The organism is Planifilum fulgidum, assembly GCF_900113175.1.
GTDB classification, from domain to species: Bacteria; Bacillota; Bacilli; order Thermoactinomycetales; family DSM-44946; genus Planifilum; species Planifilum fulgidum.
Genome location: NZ_FOOK01000012.1, coordinates 22055 through 39283 on the forward strand (window position 1 = coordinate 22055; position 17229 = coordinate 39283).

Consider the following 17229-nt stretch of genomic DNA (forward strand, 5'->3'; position numbering starts at 1 on the left):
ATCCGAGAAAAAGACCGGATCCCTTTGCGGCGTGGATGAACCGGGAGGACTTCCCCACGTCCGGGGCCATCCGCTTTGAGGAGAAAGGAGCGCGGCCAGCGGGTGATCGTGGAGCATATCGGTTGGGGGGAAAGAGAAGAGGGGACGGAGGGTCGCCGCATCGGACGGCCTGGTCCGGTTGCCTGGAGAGTCTGCGTTCGGCACGGGAATCGAGAGAGGGGGAGATCTGCTGTCTTCTGGGAGACCGGGGCCGACCCCCTCGGGGAAGGAGGATGCACATGTTGCCGTCAGCGGTTGTATCGCCGGAGTGGTTGCGGGAGAGGCTGGAAAATCCCGATCTGGTTGTCGTCGATTGCCGCTTCGAACTGGGAAAGCCCGATGCGGGCCGAAAAGCGTACGAACAGGATCACGTTCCGGGAGCCGTCTACATGGATCTGGAGAAGGATCTCTCAGGTCCCGTCGGCCGGCACGGCGGGCGTCACCCCCTGCCGGAGACGGACGCCTTTGCGGAGAAGTTGGGAAGGGCCGGAATCGACCACACCAAAATCGTCGTCGCCTACGACGATCAGGGAGGGGCGATGGCGGCCCGCCTGTGGTGGTTGCTCCGCTATCTGGGGCATGAACCGGTGGCGGTTTTGGATGGGGGGTATCAGGGGTGGAAGGAGAAGGGGTATCCCGTGACGGCGGAACGGATCCAGCCTTCGCCCGTCCGGTTCGTCCCCCGAATCCGCCATCCCGAATGGTTGGTGGACATGGAGGAAGTGAGGCGTCACCGGGGGCTGTTGATCGATTCCCGGGACCCCGAACGGTATGCGGGACGGTTTGAACCGATCGACGCCAAGGCGGGGCACATCCCCGGCGCAGTAAACCGGTTTTGGAAAGACAATTTGGCGGAAGGGCAGCGGTGGAAATCCCGGGAGGAATTGCGGCGGGATTTTTCCTTCATTCCGGAAGGGGAACGTCCCATCGTCTACTGCGGTTCCGGCGTGACGGCGTGTGCCAATCTGCTGGCCCTGCATCTCGCCGGCCGGGAAGGGCGCCTGTATGCGGGAAGTTTCAGCGATTGGATCAGTTATGAGGAAAATCCGATCGCGCAAGGAGAGGAGGAGCCCCGTTGAGGGAAGCCTTGCAGGGCGGCTTCCCCCGCGGGGTGCCGGAAGCAACTTTTTCCGAAAATTTAAACACAAGGCGTGCGGCCAAGTCCGCTTGCAGGGGGGCTCCGGGAGGGGAGCAGTGTAACCCGTTTGCAACCCGTTCCTGGTATCTTCCTTGTGGGATTTTGCATCACGGGAATACGAGGAGCGATGTCGGTGTACCGGGAAACGGGTTGGCTCGAAGGGCGCAAACGGCTTGCTCCGGATCAGATCGCCCTTGTTGACGGAGAAACCGGAAGGCGCTGCAGTTACGATCTCCTGTACCGGCGCTCGGTCCGGGCGGCCCGGTATTTGTCGGAGATGGGCATTTCAAAGGGAGACCGGGTGGCATTTCTTGCTCCCAACGATATGGCCGTTTTCGTCTGTTTTTTTGCCTGTGAGCGGCTGGGGGCGATTTTTGTCCCCCTGAACTGGAGGCTTTCGCCCCGGGAATTGAACGGGATCCTGGAAGATGCCGGGCCGAAAGTGTTGCTATTTCACCGGCGAATGGAGCATTTGGCGGCAGCGCTCGCCGCCCCGTCGATCGTCCCCTTGGATCTTTTGGATCCGGACGATCCGCCGGAGCCGGAAGGAGAGGAAGAGGCGGATTATCCCTCGCTGTCGGACCCGGCCATGATCCTCTATACGGGCGGGACGACGGGGAAGCCGAAGGGGGTGGTGCTCACCCATGGCTCCATCTTTTGGAACTCCATCAACACGATTTTGAGCTGGCAGCTGACGGCGAAGGACAGGGCCCTCTCCTGCTTGCCCCTGTTCCACACCGGGGGATTGAACGTCCTCTCCCTTCCGGTGTTGCAGGCGGGGGGGACTCTCGTCATCATCGACCGATTCGACCCTGACAGGGTGATGGATGTGATTGACCGGGAACGGTGCACCATCGCCCTGATGGTTCCGACGATGTACCACCTGCTCATCCGGTCGCCCCGGTTTGCCGAAAAATCCTTCCCCACCATGCGGGAGTTTCTCTCCGGGGGCGCGCCGTGCCCGCGGGAAGTGCACCGGGCCTTCGCCAACAAGGGGCTTCCCTTCCGGGAGGGTTACGGCTTGACCGAGGCGGGACCCAACAATTTTGTCACCGATCCTTCCACCGCCCGGAAAAAACCCGGAACCGTCGGGAAGCCGATGCTCTACAACCAGGTCCGGATCGTCTCGGAGGACGGGACGGATTCCCCGGCGGGAAGCGTGGGAGAGATTTGGATCCGGGGCGGTCACCTGTTCGACCGTTACTGGAACAATCCGGAGGCGACCGACGAGTCGCTGGTCGACGGCTGGCTCCGGACCGGGGATTTGGGGATGCGGGATGAGGAGGGGGACTTTTACATCGTTGGGCGAAAAAAGGAGATGATCGTCACGGGGGGAGAAAACGTTTATCCTGCGGAAGTGGAACAGATCATCGCCGAACACCCCGAAGTGGAACAGGTGGTCGTGGTGGGTGCGCCGGATCCCAAATGGGGGGAGGCGGTGGCGGCCGCCGTCGTTCCGAGGAAGGGTTCCTGCCTGACCGGCGAGGGACTGAGGTCCTACCTGAGGGGCAGACTGGCCGCGTACAAGATTCCCAAAGCCGTCCTTTTCATGGACGAACTGCCGAAGACGCCCGTGGGCAAGATCGACAGGCGGGCCATCCTCCGCCTCTTTGTCCAAAAGGATTGAAGTTCCGAGAGGTGGATGCCATGAGAAGGGGAATGCGGCTCCTGAAAACGAAATGGATCCCTCCGGCTCCCAAATCCAGCACCTTTCGCAGGCCGGAAGTGTCGAAAAAGTTGAAGGGGTTGGTCCCTCTCACCCTGGTCCATGCCGCTCCGGGTTACGGAAAAACCACCGCCGTCGCCTGTTTCATGCAGGACGAACAACTGACTGCCGGCTGGTATCGAATCGGAGAGGACGATGCGAAACCGGCCGTTTTTTTCCGATATCTGCTCGGTGCGCTGAATGTCCGCTTTCCTTCGGTCGGCGAAAAATGGATGCGGCACTTGGAGCGGGAGGAGGAAGACCGGGAAACGGAAGTTTGGTACGACCTGGGATCGGATCTCCTCAATGAATTGGCCCTGCTCGGGAAAAGGTCCGTGCTCGTGCTGGACAACTGGCATTTGGCCGAAGAAAATCCGCTCCTTTCCGGATGGATGGAGTGGTTTTTTTCCCATTTGCCGGAAAATTCCCGTCTCGTTCTCATCAGCCGGACCCGCCCCGATTGGTCCCGGTTGGCGGAGATGCGGGTGAAGGGGAGCCTGCTGGAGGTGACCGGCGACGACCTGTCCTTTTCCGAGGAGGAAGCGGAGGTGTGGCTGTCCGACGAATACGGGCTCGCCCTTTCGCCGGAGGATTTCAGGCGGCTTCATGGGCAGACGGGAGGATGGGTGCTGCCCCTTCGGCTGATCGGGGAGAAGTTCGCCGCTTCCCGAAGGTTGGAAGAGGGGTTTGAAAAAAAGATTGAGGAGGATTTGTTTCCTTTTCTGGACGCGGAGGTCTGGGAAAGGCAGCCTGAAGAAGTCCGCCGGTTTTTCATGCAGACGGCGCTTCTGGAGAAGTGGTCTCCGGAGGATTTGGAGGCGCTGTTTCCGGAGGCGGAGGCCCGGCGAATCCTGGAGGAACTTCTCCGTCAACATCTTTTTTTGGCGCCGGCCGAGGGGGGGCAGATTCCGTTACCTTCCCCTCTTCCGGGATTATCTCCGGGAAAAGCTGCGCCGGAAGTCCCGGGAACAACGGGTTTTCTTTTACCGTCTCGCCGCCGAACATGCCTTTCGGAACCGGCGGTTTGACGAGGCGATTCGCCTGATGCTGGAGACGGGGGATGCGGAGAGCATCGGCCGGTTTTTGGAGGAACACGGCTCGGTGATGATGGATCGGGGCCGGTTGAACCTGATTGAAAAAGCCCTTTCTGAATTGTCCGAAGAGGTGAAGGATCGGCGCTATTGGCTCTGGGTGCTGGAGGGGGAGGTGAATCGTTACCGCTGTGCCTACGCGCGGGCGAGGGATTGCTATCTCCGCGGGGAAGGAATTGCCCGCGAAAGGGGAGACTTCCGGGGAGTCAGCATGGCGCTCGAAGGGCAGGCGCGAATTTTCCTCGATACGATTCAGCCCAGGGAGGCGGAACGCCTTTTGAATCGCGCCCTGGATGTGCTGGAAGGCATCCCGGGAGCCGAGGAGCAGCGGAGTCGCCTCACCCGTTTGATCGCCGAAAACCTGGTCAATTACGGCCGGGCCGATGATGCCGGCGAGTGGGTGGCCAAGAGCCGGGAGCAACCCGACGGGGAGGAGGAGTTGGAGGCCCGCTATTTCCTGCGAACCGGCCGGCTCGTTCAGGCCAAACAAATCCTTGAGCGGAAAAAGCGGGCGGAGGCGGGCCGCGAGGATCGCCGCCTCCCCCGGGCTCACCGGGAGACGGATGTTCTTTTGTCCCTGATCCACGCGATGATGGGGGACCCCGAAATGGCAAAGCAATATGCCGAGGCCGGGATCATGCAGGGGGTCCGGTGGCAGGTTCCCTTTGTGGAGGCCTGCGGATGGATGCGGATGGGTCATGCCGTTCAGCTGTTGAACCGGTATGAGTCGCAGCTGGCCGCCGACTGTTACCGGACGGCCCTGGATCTGATGGAGGAGATGAAGGTTTCGCGAGGGAAAGCGGAACCGCTGATGGGCCTGTGTCTGCTCCACGGGCGGGAAGGCGCCGTCGAATCGGCTTTGGCCTGCGGGGAGGAGGCTCTGGCCGAAACGGAGAAAGCGAGGGATTTTTGGCTTTCCACCTTGATCCGGCTTTCCATGGGGATCGCCTGCGCCCATGCCTCCCGGTGGGAGGAGGCCGCCGGATGGTTTGCCGATTGCAGCCGGGACTTCGCCCGCTGCGGCGACAGCCACGGTTTGACCGTCGCTTCCCTGTGGCAGGCCCTGACCGCCTTCAAATTGAAGGAACAGGATCAATTCTCCACATGCATGGAGCGCTTTTTAAACCTGATGCGCACGGGGGAACACGATTACCTCCTCCGGCGCCGCACCCTCTTCGGCCCGTCGGATGTGCAGAAGGTGACCCGGCTGCTGTTTGAGGCCCAGCGGCAAGGCGTGAAGGAGGAGTATGTCTCCCATTTGTTGTCGGAGTTGGGCTTTGAACGGATCACCTTCCACCCCGGCTACACCCTGCGGATTGAGACCCTGGGCGGTTTCCGCGTGTGGCTGGGGGATGAGCCGGTGGAGGAGAAGGGTTGGCAAAGGTGGAAGGCGAGGGAGCTCCTCCAATTGTTCATCACCCGGCGGCAGCATCTGCTTCCCAAGGAGGAGATTCTCTCCCTCCTGTGGCCGGGGGTGGAGAAATCGGCGGCATCCCGGGATTTTAAAGTGGCCCTCCACGCGCTGAACCAGGTGTTGGAACCCGGCCGTCCGGCCCGGTCGACCCCCTTTTTCATTCAGCGGCAAGGGTCGATGTACGGATTGAACCCGGCGTCGGGATTTGAGTTGGATGCCGCCGAATTTGAGCGGCGGATTCTGGAGGGATTGCAAACCCGGGATCCGGATCGCGCCCGGAGCGTTCTTGCCGCCGGACTGTCCCTGTATAAGGGGGAGTATCTTCCGGAACGGCGTTACGATGATTGGTGCATGGAGGAGAGGGAGCGGCTGGATGCGCTGTTTTTGCGGGGAGCGGAGCGGCTGGCGCAGCTCTTGTTGGAAGCGGGGGACGATGATGGGGTGATCCACTGGAGCGAACGCATTCTTCGGCGGGATCCCTGCTGGGAGGAGGCGTACCGCCTGCTGATGATCGCCTATTTCCGCAAAAACAACCGCCCCCAGTCCATCAAATGGTATCTCCGTTGCCTGCAGACGCTGGAGCGGGAGCTTCACATCGAGCCGATGCCCGAGACAGAGCGGCTTTACCGGATGATCCGGGAAGGAAATCTGGTGCTTGAACCCCGGTTTGACGGCGCTCCGGAGGCTTCCGCCCCATGAGAGTACGCAATACGCGGCCGGTTTGCCCGCTGTAACCGCTTTGTAACCCTCCGGGGCTATGATCGGATGGAAGAAGCTTCAAGGAGGGGTGAGGGATGAGGAGGCGGATCAGCCGCATCGGATGGGCTTTGGTGTTTTCATCCATATTGGTGCTGGGCGCGGCTTGCGGTTCGGCGGGATCCGAATCGGATGCCGAAAGCGGAGAGCCGATCCGGATCGGGGTTCTGATTTCAAAGACGGGAGCGCTGGAGTCCTACGGAAAACAGACGATCAACGGGTTCGAACTGGGAATCGAATATGCCACCGGAGGAACGAAGAAGGTGGCGGGACGACCCATCGAGTGGATCGTGGAGGACACGGAGACCAAGCCGGATGTGGCGGTCCAGAAGGCGACGAAACTTTTGGAGGAGGACGAGGTGGACATTCTGGTGGGAGCGTCCAGCTCGGCGGACACCCTGGCCGTCCTGCCCCTGGCGGAGGAATATCAGCGGGTGATGGTGGTGGAACCCGCGGCGGCGGACAGCATCACCGGGGACAATTGGAACCGGTATATTTTCCGGACGGCGCGCAATTCCTCCCAGGACGCCGCGGCCGGGGCCCGAGCCATCGCCGCCCCGGGGGTGAAAATCGCCACCTTGGCACCCGATTACGCCTTTGGTCGGGACGGAGTGGCCGCCTTCAAAAGGGAGGCGGAGAAACTGGGGGCCGAAATCGTTCTGGAGGAGTATGCCGATCCGAAGGCCACGGATTTTACTCCGAATATCCAGAAAATTATTATGAAAAAGCCGGACTATCTCTTCGTCATCTGGTCGGGGGCCAACACTCCCTGGAAGCAGCTGGCGGACATGAAGGTTCAGGAGCGGGGGATCAAGATTTCCACCGGCGTGCCGGATTTTGCGGCGATGCAGGTCATGAAGCCGATGGTCGGGATGGAAGGCTTCACGGTGTATCACTACACCCTTCCGAAAAATCCGGTCAACGATTGGCTGGTGAAGGAGCATCGGAAGCGCTTTGGAGGTCCTCCGGACCTGTTCACCCCCGGGGGGATGTCCGCGGCGATCGCAATTGTCGAAGCCTTGAAAAAAACCGGCGGGGATCCGGAGGCGGAGCGGTTGATTCAAACGATGGAGGGCATGTCTTTTGAAACACCCAAGGGGAAGATGACGTTCCGCCCGGAAGATCATCAGGCCCTTCAGGCGATGTACGCGGTGAAGCTGGAAAAGAAAGAAGGTTCCGATGAGCCGGTGCCGGTGTTGATACGCGAAATTTCACCGGAGGAGGCGGCGCCGCCGGTCGAAAACAAGCGGTGAGGGCGGCGGATCGGCACCCGACCGCGGGAAGAAGCGGTGCGTGCCTTTCCTCGTCGGAAGGGAGGGATGAACCGATGGAGACCCTACTGGAGACCCGTGATTTGACCGTCTCTTTCGGGGGCATGTCGCCGTCAACGGGGTGAGCGTCAACATCCCAAAAAACCGCCTCACGTCCATCATCGGTCCCAACGGCGCGGGAAAGACCACCTTTTTCAACCTGCTGAGCGGGCAACTGAAGCCGACCCGGGGGAGCATCCGGTTTAAGGGGCGGGACATCACCCGCCTCTCTCCGCACGCCCGGACCCGGGAGGGGATCGGCCGTTCCTTCCAGATCACCAACGTGTTTCCCGGCCTGACGGTCCGGGAGAACGTCCGGCTGGCGGTCCAATCCCGCATGGGCATCCGCTATCCGATGTGGACCCGGGCCGACAAATACCCGAAAGTGGAGGAAAAGACGACGCATTGGCTGAGGATGGTTCGCCTCCTGCCCAAGGAGAATCTGCCGGCCAAAAATTTGACCCACGGGGAGCAACGCCAACTGGAAATCGCCATGCTCCTCGCCCTGGAAACGGAGCTGCTTTTGCTGGATGAGCCGACCGCCGGCATGTCCCGGGAAGAGGTGCCGGCCATCCTGGAGCTGCTCCGCCTTCTGAAGGAGGGAGGGGAACGGACCCTTCTCCTGATCGAACACAAGATGGACCTGGTTCTCAACCTTTCGGACCGGGTGTTGGTGCTGGCCGGCGGAAGTCTTCTGGCGGAGGGAACGCCGGAGGAGATCATGAGGGACGAACGGGTGCAATCGGTCTACTTGGGAGGGGTTGTTCATGCTCCTTGAGTTGAGGGATCTCCACACCGTGATCGGACGGCACCACATCCTGCAGGGGGTTTCCTTCGGGGTTCCCCGGGGGGAGGTGACGGTGCTTCTGGGGAGGAACGGTGCGGGGAAGAGCACGACGCTCCGGTCGATCATGGGGCTTTCCCCGGTGGTGCGGGGGGAGGTACGGTTTGAAGGGGAGGCGATCCAGTTCCTGCCCACCCATGTGATCGCCCGGAAGGGGATCGGATATGTTCCCGAGGATATGGGCCTTTTCGGCGATCTGACGGTGGAAGAAAATCTGAAGTTGGCCATGGGAAAGGAAGATCCCCCCGCGGCGGAGCGGCTCGCATGGATTCTCGGGCTCTTTTCCGACTTGAAGATGTATTGGCGGCGAAAAAGCGGAGATTTGAGCGGGGGACAGAAACAGATGCTGTCGATCGCCCGGGCCTTCGTCCAGAACCGGTCTCTTCTGCTGATCGACGAACCGAGCAAGGGGCTCTCTCCCATCATGGTGGGCAAAATGGTCGAAGGGATCCGGGAGATCAAGGAGCGGACCACCATTTTGTTGGTGGAGCAGAACTTTTCCATGGCCCGGGCCGTGGGCGATCGGTTTGTGATCCTGGACGGCGGCCGCTGCGTCCATAGCGGCCCGATGGAAGAATTGAAAAGGGACAAGGAATTGCAGAGGCGGTTTTTGGGAATCGCCTGAGGCGATTCCGCAGGGCCGTTTTGAAAGGGAGTTTCCGCGGGGAAGTGGGTGTGGGTCCGCATGGACATTGTGATCAATCTGATCATCAACGGTTTGGCGACGGGAATGCTGCTTTTTCTCCTGGCCGCGGGATTGACTCTCATTTTCGGTCTCATGCACGTGCTCAATTTCGCCCACGGCGGCCTGTTCGTCTGGGGCGCCTATGCCGGAGTGTGGCTGTATCTTTGGACCGGGAGTTTTGCTGCGGGGCTTTTGGGCGCCTGTTCGGCCGGGCTGCTCTTGGGCTTTGTCATGGAACGCCTGATTATCCGGCCGGTTTACGGGGATCCCACGCGGCAGATTTTGATCACGCTCGGTGTGATGCTGGTGCTGAGCGAACTGGTGAAGGTATTCTGGGGTTCCAACCAGATCAGCGTTCCGCCCCTCGACTTCCTGGAGGGCAGCTGGCGGATCGGCGAGATCGTCCTCATCAAGTACCGGGTGTTTGTCATAACGGCGGGGGTTTTGATCTTTGCGCTGCTGCAGGGGCTTTTGAAGAAGACGCGGGTGGGGCTGATCATCCGGGCGGGCGCGATCCATCGCGAGATGGTGGAATCGCTGGGTATCAATGTTAAACGATATTTTTTGTTGGTGTTCATGCTGGGAGCCGCACTGGCGGCGTTGGCCGGCGTGCTGTTCGCTCCCTATTCGGGCGCGATTTATGCGGAAATGGGGATGGAGTACGCGATTCTCGCCTTCATCGTCGTGGTGGTGGGGGGACTGGGCAGTGTGTCCGGTTCCGCTTTGGCGGCGCTGATGGTGGGGCTGGCCAGCGCCTTCATGAATTATTTTCTTCCCGATGCCGCTTTGGCGGTCAACATGCTGCTGATGGCGGCGGTGCTCCTGTTCAAACCGTCCGGCCTGTTCGGAGCGAGGGGGTGAGGGGATGGTTCGGCGAATCGCCGCTTTCCGGTCGCGGCTTCTATGCGGCGGCATCACGGCGCTTCTTTTTTTGCTTCCCTTCTTGACCGATTCCCGCAGCCTCTTGATTCTGCTGACGCAGATATTCATCTTTGCCGTTTTTGCCATGAGTTACGATCTGCTGTTGGGATACACCGGCATCGTTTCCTTCGGCCATGCGATGTTTTTCGGAATCGGGGCCTACACCGTCGGGATCTGGATGAAGCGGGGGGAAGCGACGACGGAGAGCTTTTTGCTCTCCATCCTGGTGACGATCGCCCTGGCCGCGTTGGTCAGTTATCTGGTGGGCATGTTGTCCCTGCGGCTGAAAAGCCACTATTACGCCATGCTGACCCTGGCCTTCGCCGGTTTGTTTCAGGTGGCGGCGGAGAAATGGCGTGGCCTCACCATGGGCAATGACGGGTTCACCTTTTCGGTCCCCGATTGGCTGCGGGACCGGGAAACCGTCTATTTCATCGCCCTGTTTTTCATGATTTTCGCCTTTTACTTCCTGCTTCGATTCACCCGGTCGCCGATGGGGCGGGTGCTGCAGGCGATCCGGGAGAATGAGCAGCGGACGGAAGCCCTGGGATATCGGGTGCTCGATTACAAAGTGGCGGCCAGCGTCCTGTCGGGGATTCTCGCCGGCCTCAGCGGACTGATGTACGGATTGACCCTCCGCTTCGTCAACACGTCGGTTTTTTCCGTCGAGATCACCCTGGACGTGCTGCTGATGACCATCATCGGCGGTGTCGGCACCCTGGTGGGGGGCATCGTCGGGGCGGCGCTGATCGAGCTGACGCACGATGCGCTGACCGATTTGGCCAAGGTGCACCCGCTGTTCGAGCGATGGATCATTTTGTTCGGCATCGTGTACATTTTGGCTGTCCTCTTTTTTCCCAAAGGGATTGTCGGAACGCTCCAAAATTGGCGGTTCGCCCGCCCGGTGCGGAGAGAACCCGATGCCGGATTTGAGGGGGAGAAGGTCTGATGGCGACCCGCGAGAGGATCGGCATCCTGGCCACCGGCGTCTATCTTCCGGAACGGGTGATGACGGGGCGGGAGATAGCGGCGGCCGCCGGCCTGCCGGTGGAGGTGGTGGAAAAAAAGATGGGGATCGTGCAGAAACCGGTACCCGGAGATGACGATCACACCTGTGAGATGGGGGCCCGCGCCGCCCGGAGGGCCATCGCCGGGGCGGGAATCGATCCGGAGGAGATCGATGTGGTCGTTTACGTCGGTGAAGAGTACAAGGAATACCCCGTTTGGACCGCGGGGATTCACCTGCAGCGGCTGGTGGGGGCGAGGCGGGCCTGGGCCTTCGACGTGTCCCAGCGCTGCGGGACGTTCATTCTGGGGCTCAAGTTGGCGAAGGACATGATGCGCGCCGATCCGTCGGTCCGCACGGTGCTCCTGGCCGGCGGATACCGAAATGTGGACTTGGTGGATTACCGGAACGAGCGAACCCGGTTCCTGTTCAATCTGGCAGCCGGAGCGGGGGCGGCGATTCTGCGGCGGGGTTTGTCCCGAAACGAAGTGCTGGAAAGTCACATCATCACCGACGGCTCCTTCTCCGAGGACGTGGTGATCCGGGCCGGGGGAACCAAGAAGCCGCTGACTCCGGAGGGGATCGCCCGGGGGGATCACCTGCTGGATGTCCCGGATCCCCGGGGGATGCGGCGGCGGCTGGAGGAGCGGTCGATCCGCAACTTTCTCGAGGCGATCCGGCAAGCCTTGGCCAAGAGCGGTTATACGGAGCGGGACATCGATTATCTCGGCATTCTTCACATGAAGCGGTCGGCCCACGAACGGGTTCTGGAGGAGCTGGGGCTGTCCGGGGACCAGACGATTTATCTGGATCATTACGGACACATCGGGCAGTTCGATCCCGTTTTGTCCCTGGAGCTGGGGCTCCGGGAGAAAAAAATCCGGGAAGGGGATCTGGTCGTCCTCGTCAGCGCGGGGATCGGTTATGCCTGGGGGGCGACGGTGATCCGGTGGGGAGAAGGAACGTCCAAGGAGGGTTGAACCATGAAACCGATTCGCATCGGCACGGTGGAACTTTCCAACGGGGAGAAGCTGGGGTATCGAATGCGGGAGGGAGGGGAACGGGCGCTGGTCCTGATCCACGGAAATATGACTTCTTCCGCCCATTGGGACCTGGTCCTGGAGCGAATCGACGAGCGGTTCAAGGTGTATGCCGTCGATCTGCGGGGATTCGGCCTTTCCACCTATCGCCGTCCGGTGGAGTCCCTTCGGGATTTTGCGGCCGATGTGAAGGAGTGGATCGACGCCCTGGGACTGAATCGCTATTCGGTCATGGGCTGGTCAATGGGAGGCGGAGTGGCCATGCATCTGGCGGCGGATCGCCCGGAGCAGGTGGAAAAACTGATTCTCCTCGCGTCGGTGTCGACCCGGGGCTACCCCTTTTATGAGACCGATGACAAGGGGCAGCCCACGGGCCGGCGGCTTAGGACCAAAGAGGAGATCGCCGCCGACCCGGGAAAGACGCTTCCGATCCTCCGCGCCCTGAAGCGGCGGGACAAGGAGTTTCTGCGCAAGTTGTGGGAAACGCTCATTTACACCCATCGCCGCCCCGATCCGGATCGGTATGAGGCGTATCTGGAGGACATGCTGACCCAGCGGAATTTGGCGGAGGTGTATCACGCGCTGAATACCTTCAACATCAGCGATCGGCACAACGGGCTGGTGGGCGGGACGGGGGAGGCGAAGCGGATCGTCGCTCCCACCCTCGTGCTGTGGGGGGATCGCGACCGCGTCGTGCCGGAGAGGATGGCTTTGGAGATTGTGGAGGACATCGGGCCGGGCGCCCGGCCGGTCGGCCTGACCGATTGCGGCCATTCCCCGCTGGTGGATGATCCGGATCAGCTGTTGGATCGGGTGACGCAGTTTCTCGATGAATAGGGGGTGCAAAGCTTCTTCAGCGGGAGGAGAAGAATTCCCACAGGATGCGGCTGGCCTCCGGCCCCCGGGAATCGGTGTAGGTCCCGGAGGCGCTTCCCCCGGACCAGGCGTGCCCCAACCCGTTTACGATCCATTTTTCCAGCAGGCGGTTCCCGTGACGGTCGTTGTAGATGTAACGGGTGTAGGTCCGTCCGTTGGCGCTTCCGGTGATGGTTTGATCCGCGGCGGCGTCCACCGACCCATTGTCGCTAAAGTCGTCGGCGTAATCGTTGGTCTGGGCCCATTGGGCGAGGGTTTGGTGGCCGTTGATGGGGGAGACGGTGTAGTCGGCGGTCCCGTGGAGGACGAGGACCGGCATCAACCGGCTGTTGCCGCCCATTTCCCTGTAGGCCAAATACCCCTTCGCGTCCGGATCCGGCTCTCCGTACAGCATGGCCATCGTCGCCTCCAGCAGGGAGTTGGCCGCGTCGTATTCCAAACCGGAATGAACGGCCACCCCGCGGAAAACATCGGGATAGGCGGCGCCCATGATCACGCTCATGGCTCCCCCCGCCGAGAACCCGGCGACATAGACCCGGTTTCCGTCGATCCGGTAGCGGCTCTTCACCCAGTCCACCATTCCCTTGATGACGGCCGGTTCTCCGGATCCCCGGTGCTGGTTGGCGTCCAAAAACCAGTTCCAACAGCGGTTAATGTTGGCAGAGGGATTCATCTCCGGGTAAAGGACGATGAAATTCTCTTCTTCCGCCAGCCGATTCATCTGCGTACCCGCCGCAAAGTCATCGGCGTTCTGGGTGCAGCCGTGAAGCATGACCATGAGGGGAACCGGTTCCCCCCTATAGCCTCCGGGAACATACACTTTGAAATGGAATCCGCCTCCATACTCATGGCGGGTGAAGCTCCCGGCGGCCAAAACCGGTTTGGTTTCCGCCGTCAATGCCGCACCGGTCAAGAGTGTGAGGACAAGAATCCAGACGATGCGTTTCCAATTCGGGGAAGCCACCGTGACGGCATCTCCTCGTTACAATCGTCAATCTATTCAAAATTATAATTCGAATCGTCACAAACCAATTGCAAACCGGTTACAGAAGGAGTGGAGTGCCAAGGATAAAGAAAACCCGGACGAAGCCGTCCGGGATTTCATGTGCGCCCGGGGGCGCCGCGTCACCGGGTGAAGTGGAAGACGACGGATTCATAGGGTCTAAGGAGAATCCGCCTGAAATCGGAGGGGGCGTCTTCGTAGTTGGCGATGAGCACCCGGTGTTTCCAGCGGGCGAAGGGAAGGCCCTCGGGCAGGTGAAATTCGGTCTCCTTTTCGGAAAAGTTGTTTACGACCAGAAGCGCCTCGCCTTCCAGACTGCGCGTATAGGCCCACAGGCGGGGATGGTCTTCCAAAAGGAGTTCGTATTTTCCGTAGGTGATGATATCGTAGTCTTTCCTCAGCCGGATCAGTTTTTTGTAGTGATGGAGGATGGAACGCGGATCCTTGAGTTCCTTTTCCACGTTGATCTCTTTGTAGTTGGGAGCGACTTTGATCCAGGGCTCGACGGTGGAAAATCCGGCGTATTTTTCGCTGTTCCACTGCATGGGCGTGCGCGCGTTGTCCCGGGATTTTTGCTTGATGGCTTCCATGACGGCCTTTTTGTCCGGGTGAAGGCGGTAGGCGTTCAATGTTTCCACATCGCGGTATTCATCGATGGATTCAAAATGGGGATTGGTCATGCCGATCTCTTCGCCCTGGTAAATAAAGGGAGTTCCCTGGAGCATGTGCAGCGCCGTGGCCAGCATGGTGGCCGACTCGCGCCGAAAGACGGTGTCGTTTCCAAACCGGGAGACGACGCGGGGCTGATCGTGGTTGCACCAGAAAAGGGCGTTCCAACCCCCGCCTTCATGCATCCCCCTTTGCCATTCGGACATCACTTTTTTCAATTTCAAGAGGTCGAAGGAGCCTTTCACCCATTTCTCACCGCCGGGATAATCCACCTTCATGTGGTGAAAGCTGAAAATCATGTTCAGTTCCTTCCGGTCCGGCCGGGAGTATTTCACCCCGTGTTCGATGGTGGTGGAGGACATTTCCCCCACGGTGATCAGGTTGGTGCCTTCCAGCACCTCCCGGTGCATTTCCTGAAGGAACTCGTGGACCCTGGGGCCGTCGGTGTAAAATTTGCGGCCGTCGTTCATCGGCCCCTCTCCGGTGGCGTCCGGAAAGCGCTGATCCTTGGAGATCAGATTGATGACGTCCAGGCGGAATCCCGCGACGCCCATGTCCGCCCAGAATTTCATGATTTTGTAGATTTCCCGCCGCACCCGTTCGTTTTCCCAATTCAGGTCCGCCTGGGTTTTGTCGAACAGATGCAAGTAGTATTGCTGGGCCGTCTCGTCATACTCCCAGGCGGAACCGCCGAATTTGGAGCGCCAGTTGTTGGGCCGATCCCGCCAGATATAAAAGGAGCGGTACGGATTGTCCGGGGATTTGCGGGCCTCCTGAAACCATTTGTGCTCGGTGGACGTGTGGTTGAACACCATGTCCATGATGATGCCGATCTTGCGCCGGCGCGCTTCTTCGACCAGCCTTTTGAACTCCTCCATCGTTCCGTAGCGGGGGTCGATGGCGTAATAATCGCTTACGTCATAGCCGTTGTCCCTTTGCGGAGAGGGATAGATCGGCGTGATCCAGATGTAATCGACGCCCAGATAGGCGAGGTAGTCCAGTTTTTCGATGATGCCCGCGAGATCTCCGGTGGGTTGGTTTTTGGCGCTGTAAAAGCTTTTGGGGTAGATCTGATAGATGACCGATTTTCTCCAGTCTTCGTTTCTGAGGTTCTTCATGGGGTTCCGCCTCCTTGACTTGATGGCGAGGAGACAAAAGGGAAGGGGCTGGTTTCCGCAAGTGGTTCGTCGGGAAACCGGCCCCGTATCGCCTCCGGGGGATCAGGCTGGGGATTTTTGGGTCCTTTTTTTGCCGATGTGGTGAAACAGAATCGTCAGCACGAAGGGCACGATGAGGACAATCGCCATGCCGACCAGGAACATCGGGATGTGTTGCACCATGATGGAGATGAAGGCCGGCAGTCCCCCGACGCCGATGGCGGGTGCCAACACGCCGTTGAGGGAGATGAAGACCGCCCCCAGAGCCGAACCGGTAAGCGCCGCGTAGAAGGGGAATTTATGCCGCAGGTTCACCCCGAACATCGCCGGTTCGGTGATGCCGAAATAGGCGGACAGGGCCGAGGTGGAAGCCATGCTCTTCTCGTTGGCGTTTTTGGCGACCCAGAACATGGCGAGGGCCGCGCTTCCCTGGGCGATGTTGGACAGGGCGATCATCGGCCAGATGAAGGTGCCGCCGTTTTGAGTGATCAGTTGCAGGTCGACGGCGATGAACATGTGGTGCATCCCCGTGATCACCAGGGGAGCGTACAGGGAACCGAAAAGCAAAGCTCCCACCGCCGGGGCGGCATCGTAGATCATCACGATTCCCTGGGTGAGCAGGTCCCCGAGGTGACGGGTGACGGGTCCGATGACCGCCAAGGCGAGCCCGCCGGTGATGACGATCGTCGTGATGGGGACCACAAGCAGTTGGATGGCGTTGGGCACCCGCTTTTTCAGCCATTTTTCAACGACGCTCAGGACGTAGGCCGCCACAAACACGGGCAGAATCTGGCCCTGGTAACCCACTTTTTCGATCTGGAAAAGGCCGAGAATGTCGAAATAGGGAATCTCCCCTTCGATTCCCGCCGCCGCCTTTCCGTAATTCCAGGCGTTCAAGAGGTCGGGATGAACCAGAAGCAGTCCCAACACGATTCCCAGGATTTCCGAGCCTCCGAACCGTTTTGCGGCGGACCAACCGACGATGGCGGGGAGGAAGACGAAGGCGGTGTTGGCCATCGTGTTGATGAGATCCCACAGGCCCTGGAGATCGGGGTAGGCTTCCAGCAGACTTTTGTCCTCGATAAACAGCCCTTCCGCCCCGATCAGGTTGTTGATTCCCATCAGCAGACCGGCGGTGATGATGGCCGGCAAAATGGGCATGAACACATCGGAAAAGGTTTTGATCAATCGCTGGAATGGATTCAGTTTTTTGGCCCCCACCTCTTTCACGTCCGAGACGGTGGCGGTTTCAACGCCGGCCAGTTCCACAAATTCCTTATATACTTTTTCCACCTCGTTGGGTCCGATGACGATTTGAAAAACGCCCGCATTGGTGAAATGTCCCTTTACCAATTCCACCTTTTGCAGCTTGTCCGCATCGACTTTTCCCTCATCCTTCAGCACGAGCCGAAGCCTCGTCACGCAATGGGCCGCTTGGACGAGATTCTCTTTTCCCCCGATGCCTTGCAGGATTCCTTCGGCGATTCGACGGTAATCCTTGGACATATCCATCCTCCTTTTCTGTGACTTCAGAAAGCCCGGCGACAGGATGTTTTTTGGTGCGGAAAAACAAAG

The 17229-nt window shown here is 60.1% G+C and carries 14 protein-coding genes; 11 read left to right on the forward strand and 3 right to left on the reverse strand.

The annotated features are described in order from the left end of the window. The first annotated feature begins 278 nt into the window (after positions 1 to 278). The 11 genes from BM063_RS08360 (at position 279) to phaZ (ending at position 12786) form a co-directional block, all read left to right on the forward strand. Positions 279 to 1118: a sulfurtransferase gene (locus tag BM063_RS08360; RefSeq protein ID WP_092037859.1), complete on the forward strand. Its 840-nt coding sequence runs from the start codon at positions 279 to 281 to the stop codon at positions 1116 to 1118. A gap of 192 nt (positions 1119 to 1310) precedes the next feature. Next, positions 1311 to 2804, forward strand: coding sequence for a class I adenylate-forming enzyme family protein (locus BM063_RS08365; protein ID WP_245752182.1), 1494 nt, complete (start codon positions 1311 to 1313; stop codon positions 2802 to 2804). 20 nt (positions 2805 to 2824) lie between these two features. Further along, entirely contained in the window at positions 2825 to 3910 is a 1086-nt protein-coding gene (locus BM063_RS08370) for a winged helix-turn-helix domain-containing protein (RefSeq protein WP_092037865.1), read from the forward strand. Positions 3911 to 3926: 16 nt separating this feature from the next. Then, entirely contained in the window at positions 3927 to 6086 is a 2160-nt protein-coding gene (locus tag BM063_RS08375; protein WP_092037867.1) for an AfsR/SARP family transcriptional regulator, read from the forward strand. Between the two features lie 95 nt (positions 6087 to 6181). Further along, positions 6182 to 7396, forward strand: coding sequence for a substrate-binding domain-containing protein (locus BM063_RS08380; RefSeq protein WP_092037873.1), 1215 nt, complete (start codon positions 6182 to 6184; stop codon positions 7394 to 7396). Between the two features lie 139 nt (positions 7397 to 7535). Then, complete coding sequence (locus BM063_RS08385) at positions 7536 to 8231, forward strand: ABC transporter ATP-binding protein (RefSeq protein WP_342713744.1); 696 nt, start codon at positions 7536 to 7538, stop codon at positions 8229 to 8231. Continuing rightward, positions 8221 to 8922 (forward strand): ABC transporter ATP-binding protein, encoded by a 702-nt coding sequence (locus tag BM063_RS08390; RefSeq protein ID WP_092037874.1) that lies wholly within the window; start codon positions 8221 to 8223, stop codon positions 8920 to 8922. The genes BM063_RS08385 and BM063_RS08390 overlap by 11 nt, the downstream gene beginning before the upstream one ends. Before the next feature lie 60 nt (positions 8923 to 8982). Continuing rightward, complete coding sequence (locus BM063_RS08395; protein WP_092037875.1) at positions 8983 to 9843, forward strand: branched-chain amino acid ABC transporter permease; 861 nt, start codon at positions 8983 to 8985, stop codon at positions 9841 to 9843. A 4-nt stretch (positions 9844 to 9847) separates the two neighbouring features. Then, complete coding sequence (locus BM063_RS08400) at positions 9848 to 10852, forward strand: branched-chain amino acid ABC transporter permease (protein WP_092037877.1); 1005 nt, start codon at positions 9848 to 9850, stop codon at positions 10850 to 10852. Beyond that, positions 10852 to 11889 carry a 3-oxoacyl-ACP synthase gene (locus BM063_RS08405; protein ID WP_092037878.1) on the forward strand — a complete coding sequence of 346 codons (1038 nt, stop codon included), beginning with the start codon at positions 10852 to 10854 and terminating at the stop codon, positions 11887 to 11889. The genes BM063_RS08400 and BM063_RS08405 overlap by 1 nt, the downstream gene beginning before the upstream one ends. Before the next feature lie 3 nt (positions 11890 to 11892). Further along, the gene (gene phaZ / locus BM063_RS08410) at positions 11893 to 12786 is read left to right on the forward strand and encodes an intracellular short-chain-length polyhydroxyalkanoate depolymerase (protein WP_092037879.1); all 894 of its coding nucleotides are present in this window, start codon (positions 11893 to 11895) and stop codon (positions 12784 to 12786) included. Positions 12787 to 12802: 16 nt separating this feature from the next. Here phaZ and BM063_RS08415 read toward each other — a convergent pair whose 3' ends face one another. The 3 genes from BM063_RS08415 to treP all read right to left on the reverse strand — a co-directional run bounded on the left by BM063_RS08415 (position 12803) and on the right by treP (position 17160). After that, on the reverse strand, positions 12803 to 13789 hold the full coding sequence (locus BM063_RS08415) for an extracellular catalytic domain type 1 short-chain-length polyhydroxyalkanoate depolymerase (RefSeq protein WP_092037880.1): 987 nt from the start codon (positions 13787 to 13789) through the stop codon (positions 12803 to 12805). 161 nt (positions 13790 to 13950) lie between these two features. Further along, positions 13951 to 15615, reverse strand: a complete 1665-nt coding sequence (gene treC, locus BM063_RS08420) for an alpha,alpha-phosphotrehalase (protein ID WP_092037881.1) — start codon at positions 15613 to 15615, stop codon at positions 13951 to 13953. 102 nt (positions 15616 to 15717) lie between these two features. Next, positions 15718 to 17160, reverse strand: a complete 1443-nt coding sequence (gene treP, locus BM063_RS08425) for a PTS system trehalose-specific EIIBC component (protein WP_092037882.1) — start codon at positions 17158 to 17160, stop codon at positions 15718 to 15720. Positions 17161 to 17229 lie beyond the last annotated feature (69 nt).

What these genes read in the sequence shown, in the direction of transcription:
- BM063_RS08360 (WP_092037859.1), top strand. Translation starts at nt 279, where the DNA reads ATGTTGCCGTCAGCGGTTGTATCGCCGGAGTGGTTGCGGGAGAGGCTG.
- BM063_RS08370 (WP_092037865.1), top strand. Translation starts at nt 2,825, where the DNA reads ATGAGAAGGGGAATGCGGCTCCTGAAAACGAAATGGATCCCTCCGGCT.
- BM063_RS08375 (WP_092037867.1), top strand. Translation starts at nt 3,927, where the DNA reads ATGCTGGAGACGGGGGATGCGGAGAGCATCGGCCGGTTTTTGGAGGAA.
- BM063_RS08380 (WP_092037873.1), top strand. Translation starts at nt 6,182, where the DNA reads ATGAGGAGGCGGATCAGCCGCATCGGATGGGCTTTGGTGTTTTCATCC.
- BM063_RS08390 (WP_092037874.1), top strand. Translation starts at nt 8,221, where the DNA reads ATGCTCCTTGAGTTGAGGGATCTCCACACCGTGATCGGACGGCACCAC.
- BM063_RS08395 (WP_092037875.1), top strand. Translation starts at nt 8,983, where the DNA reads ATGGACATTGTGATCAATCTGATCATCAACGGTTTGGCGACGGGAATG.
- BM063_RS08400 (WP_092037877.1), top strand. Translation starts at nt 9,848, where the DNA reads ATGGTTCGGCGAATCGCCGCTTTCCGGTCGCGGCTTCTATGCGGCGGC.
- BM063_RS08405 (WP_092037878.1), top strand. Translation starts at nt 10,852, where the DNA reads ATGGCGACCCGCGAGAGGATCGGCATCCTGGCCACCGGCGTCTATCTT.
- phaZ (WP_092037879.1), top strand. Translation starts at nt 11,893, where the DNA reads ATGAAACCGATTCGCATCGGCACGGTGGAACTTTCCAACGGGGAGAAG.
- treC (WP_092037881.1), bottom strand. Translation starts at nt 15,615, where the DNA reads ATGAAGAACCTCAGAAACGAAGACTGGAGAAAATCGGTCATCTATCAG.
- treP (WP_092037882.1), bottom strand. Translation starts at nt 17,160, where the DNA reads ATGTCCAAGGATTACCGTCGAATCGCCGAAGGAATCCTGCAAGGCATC.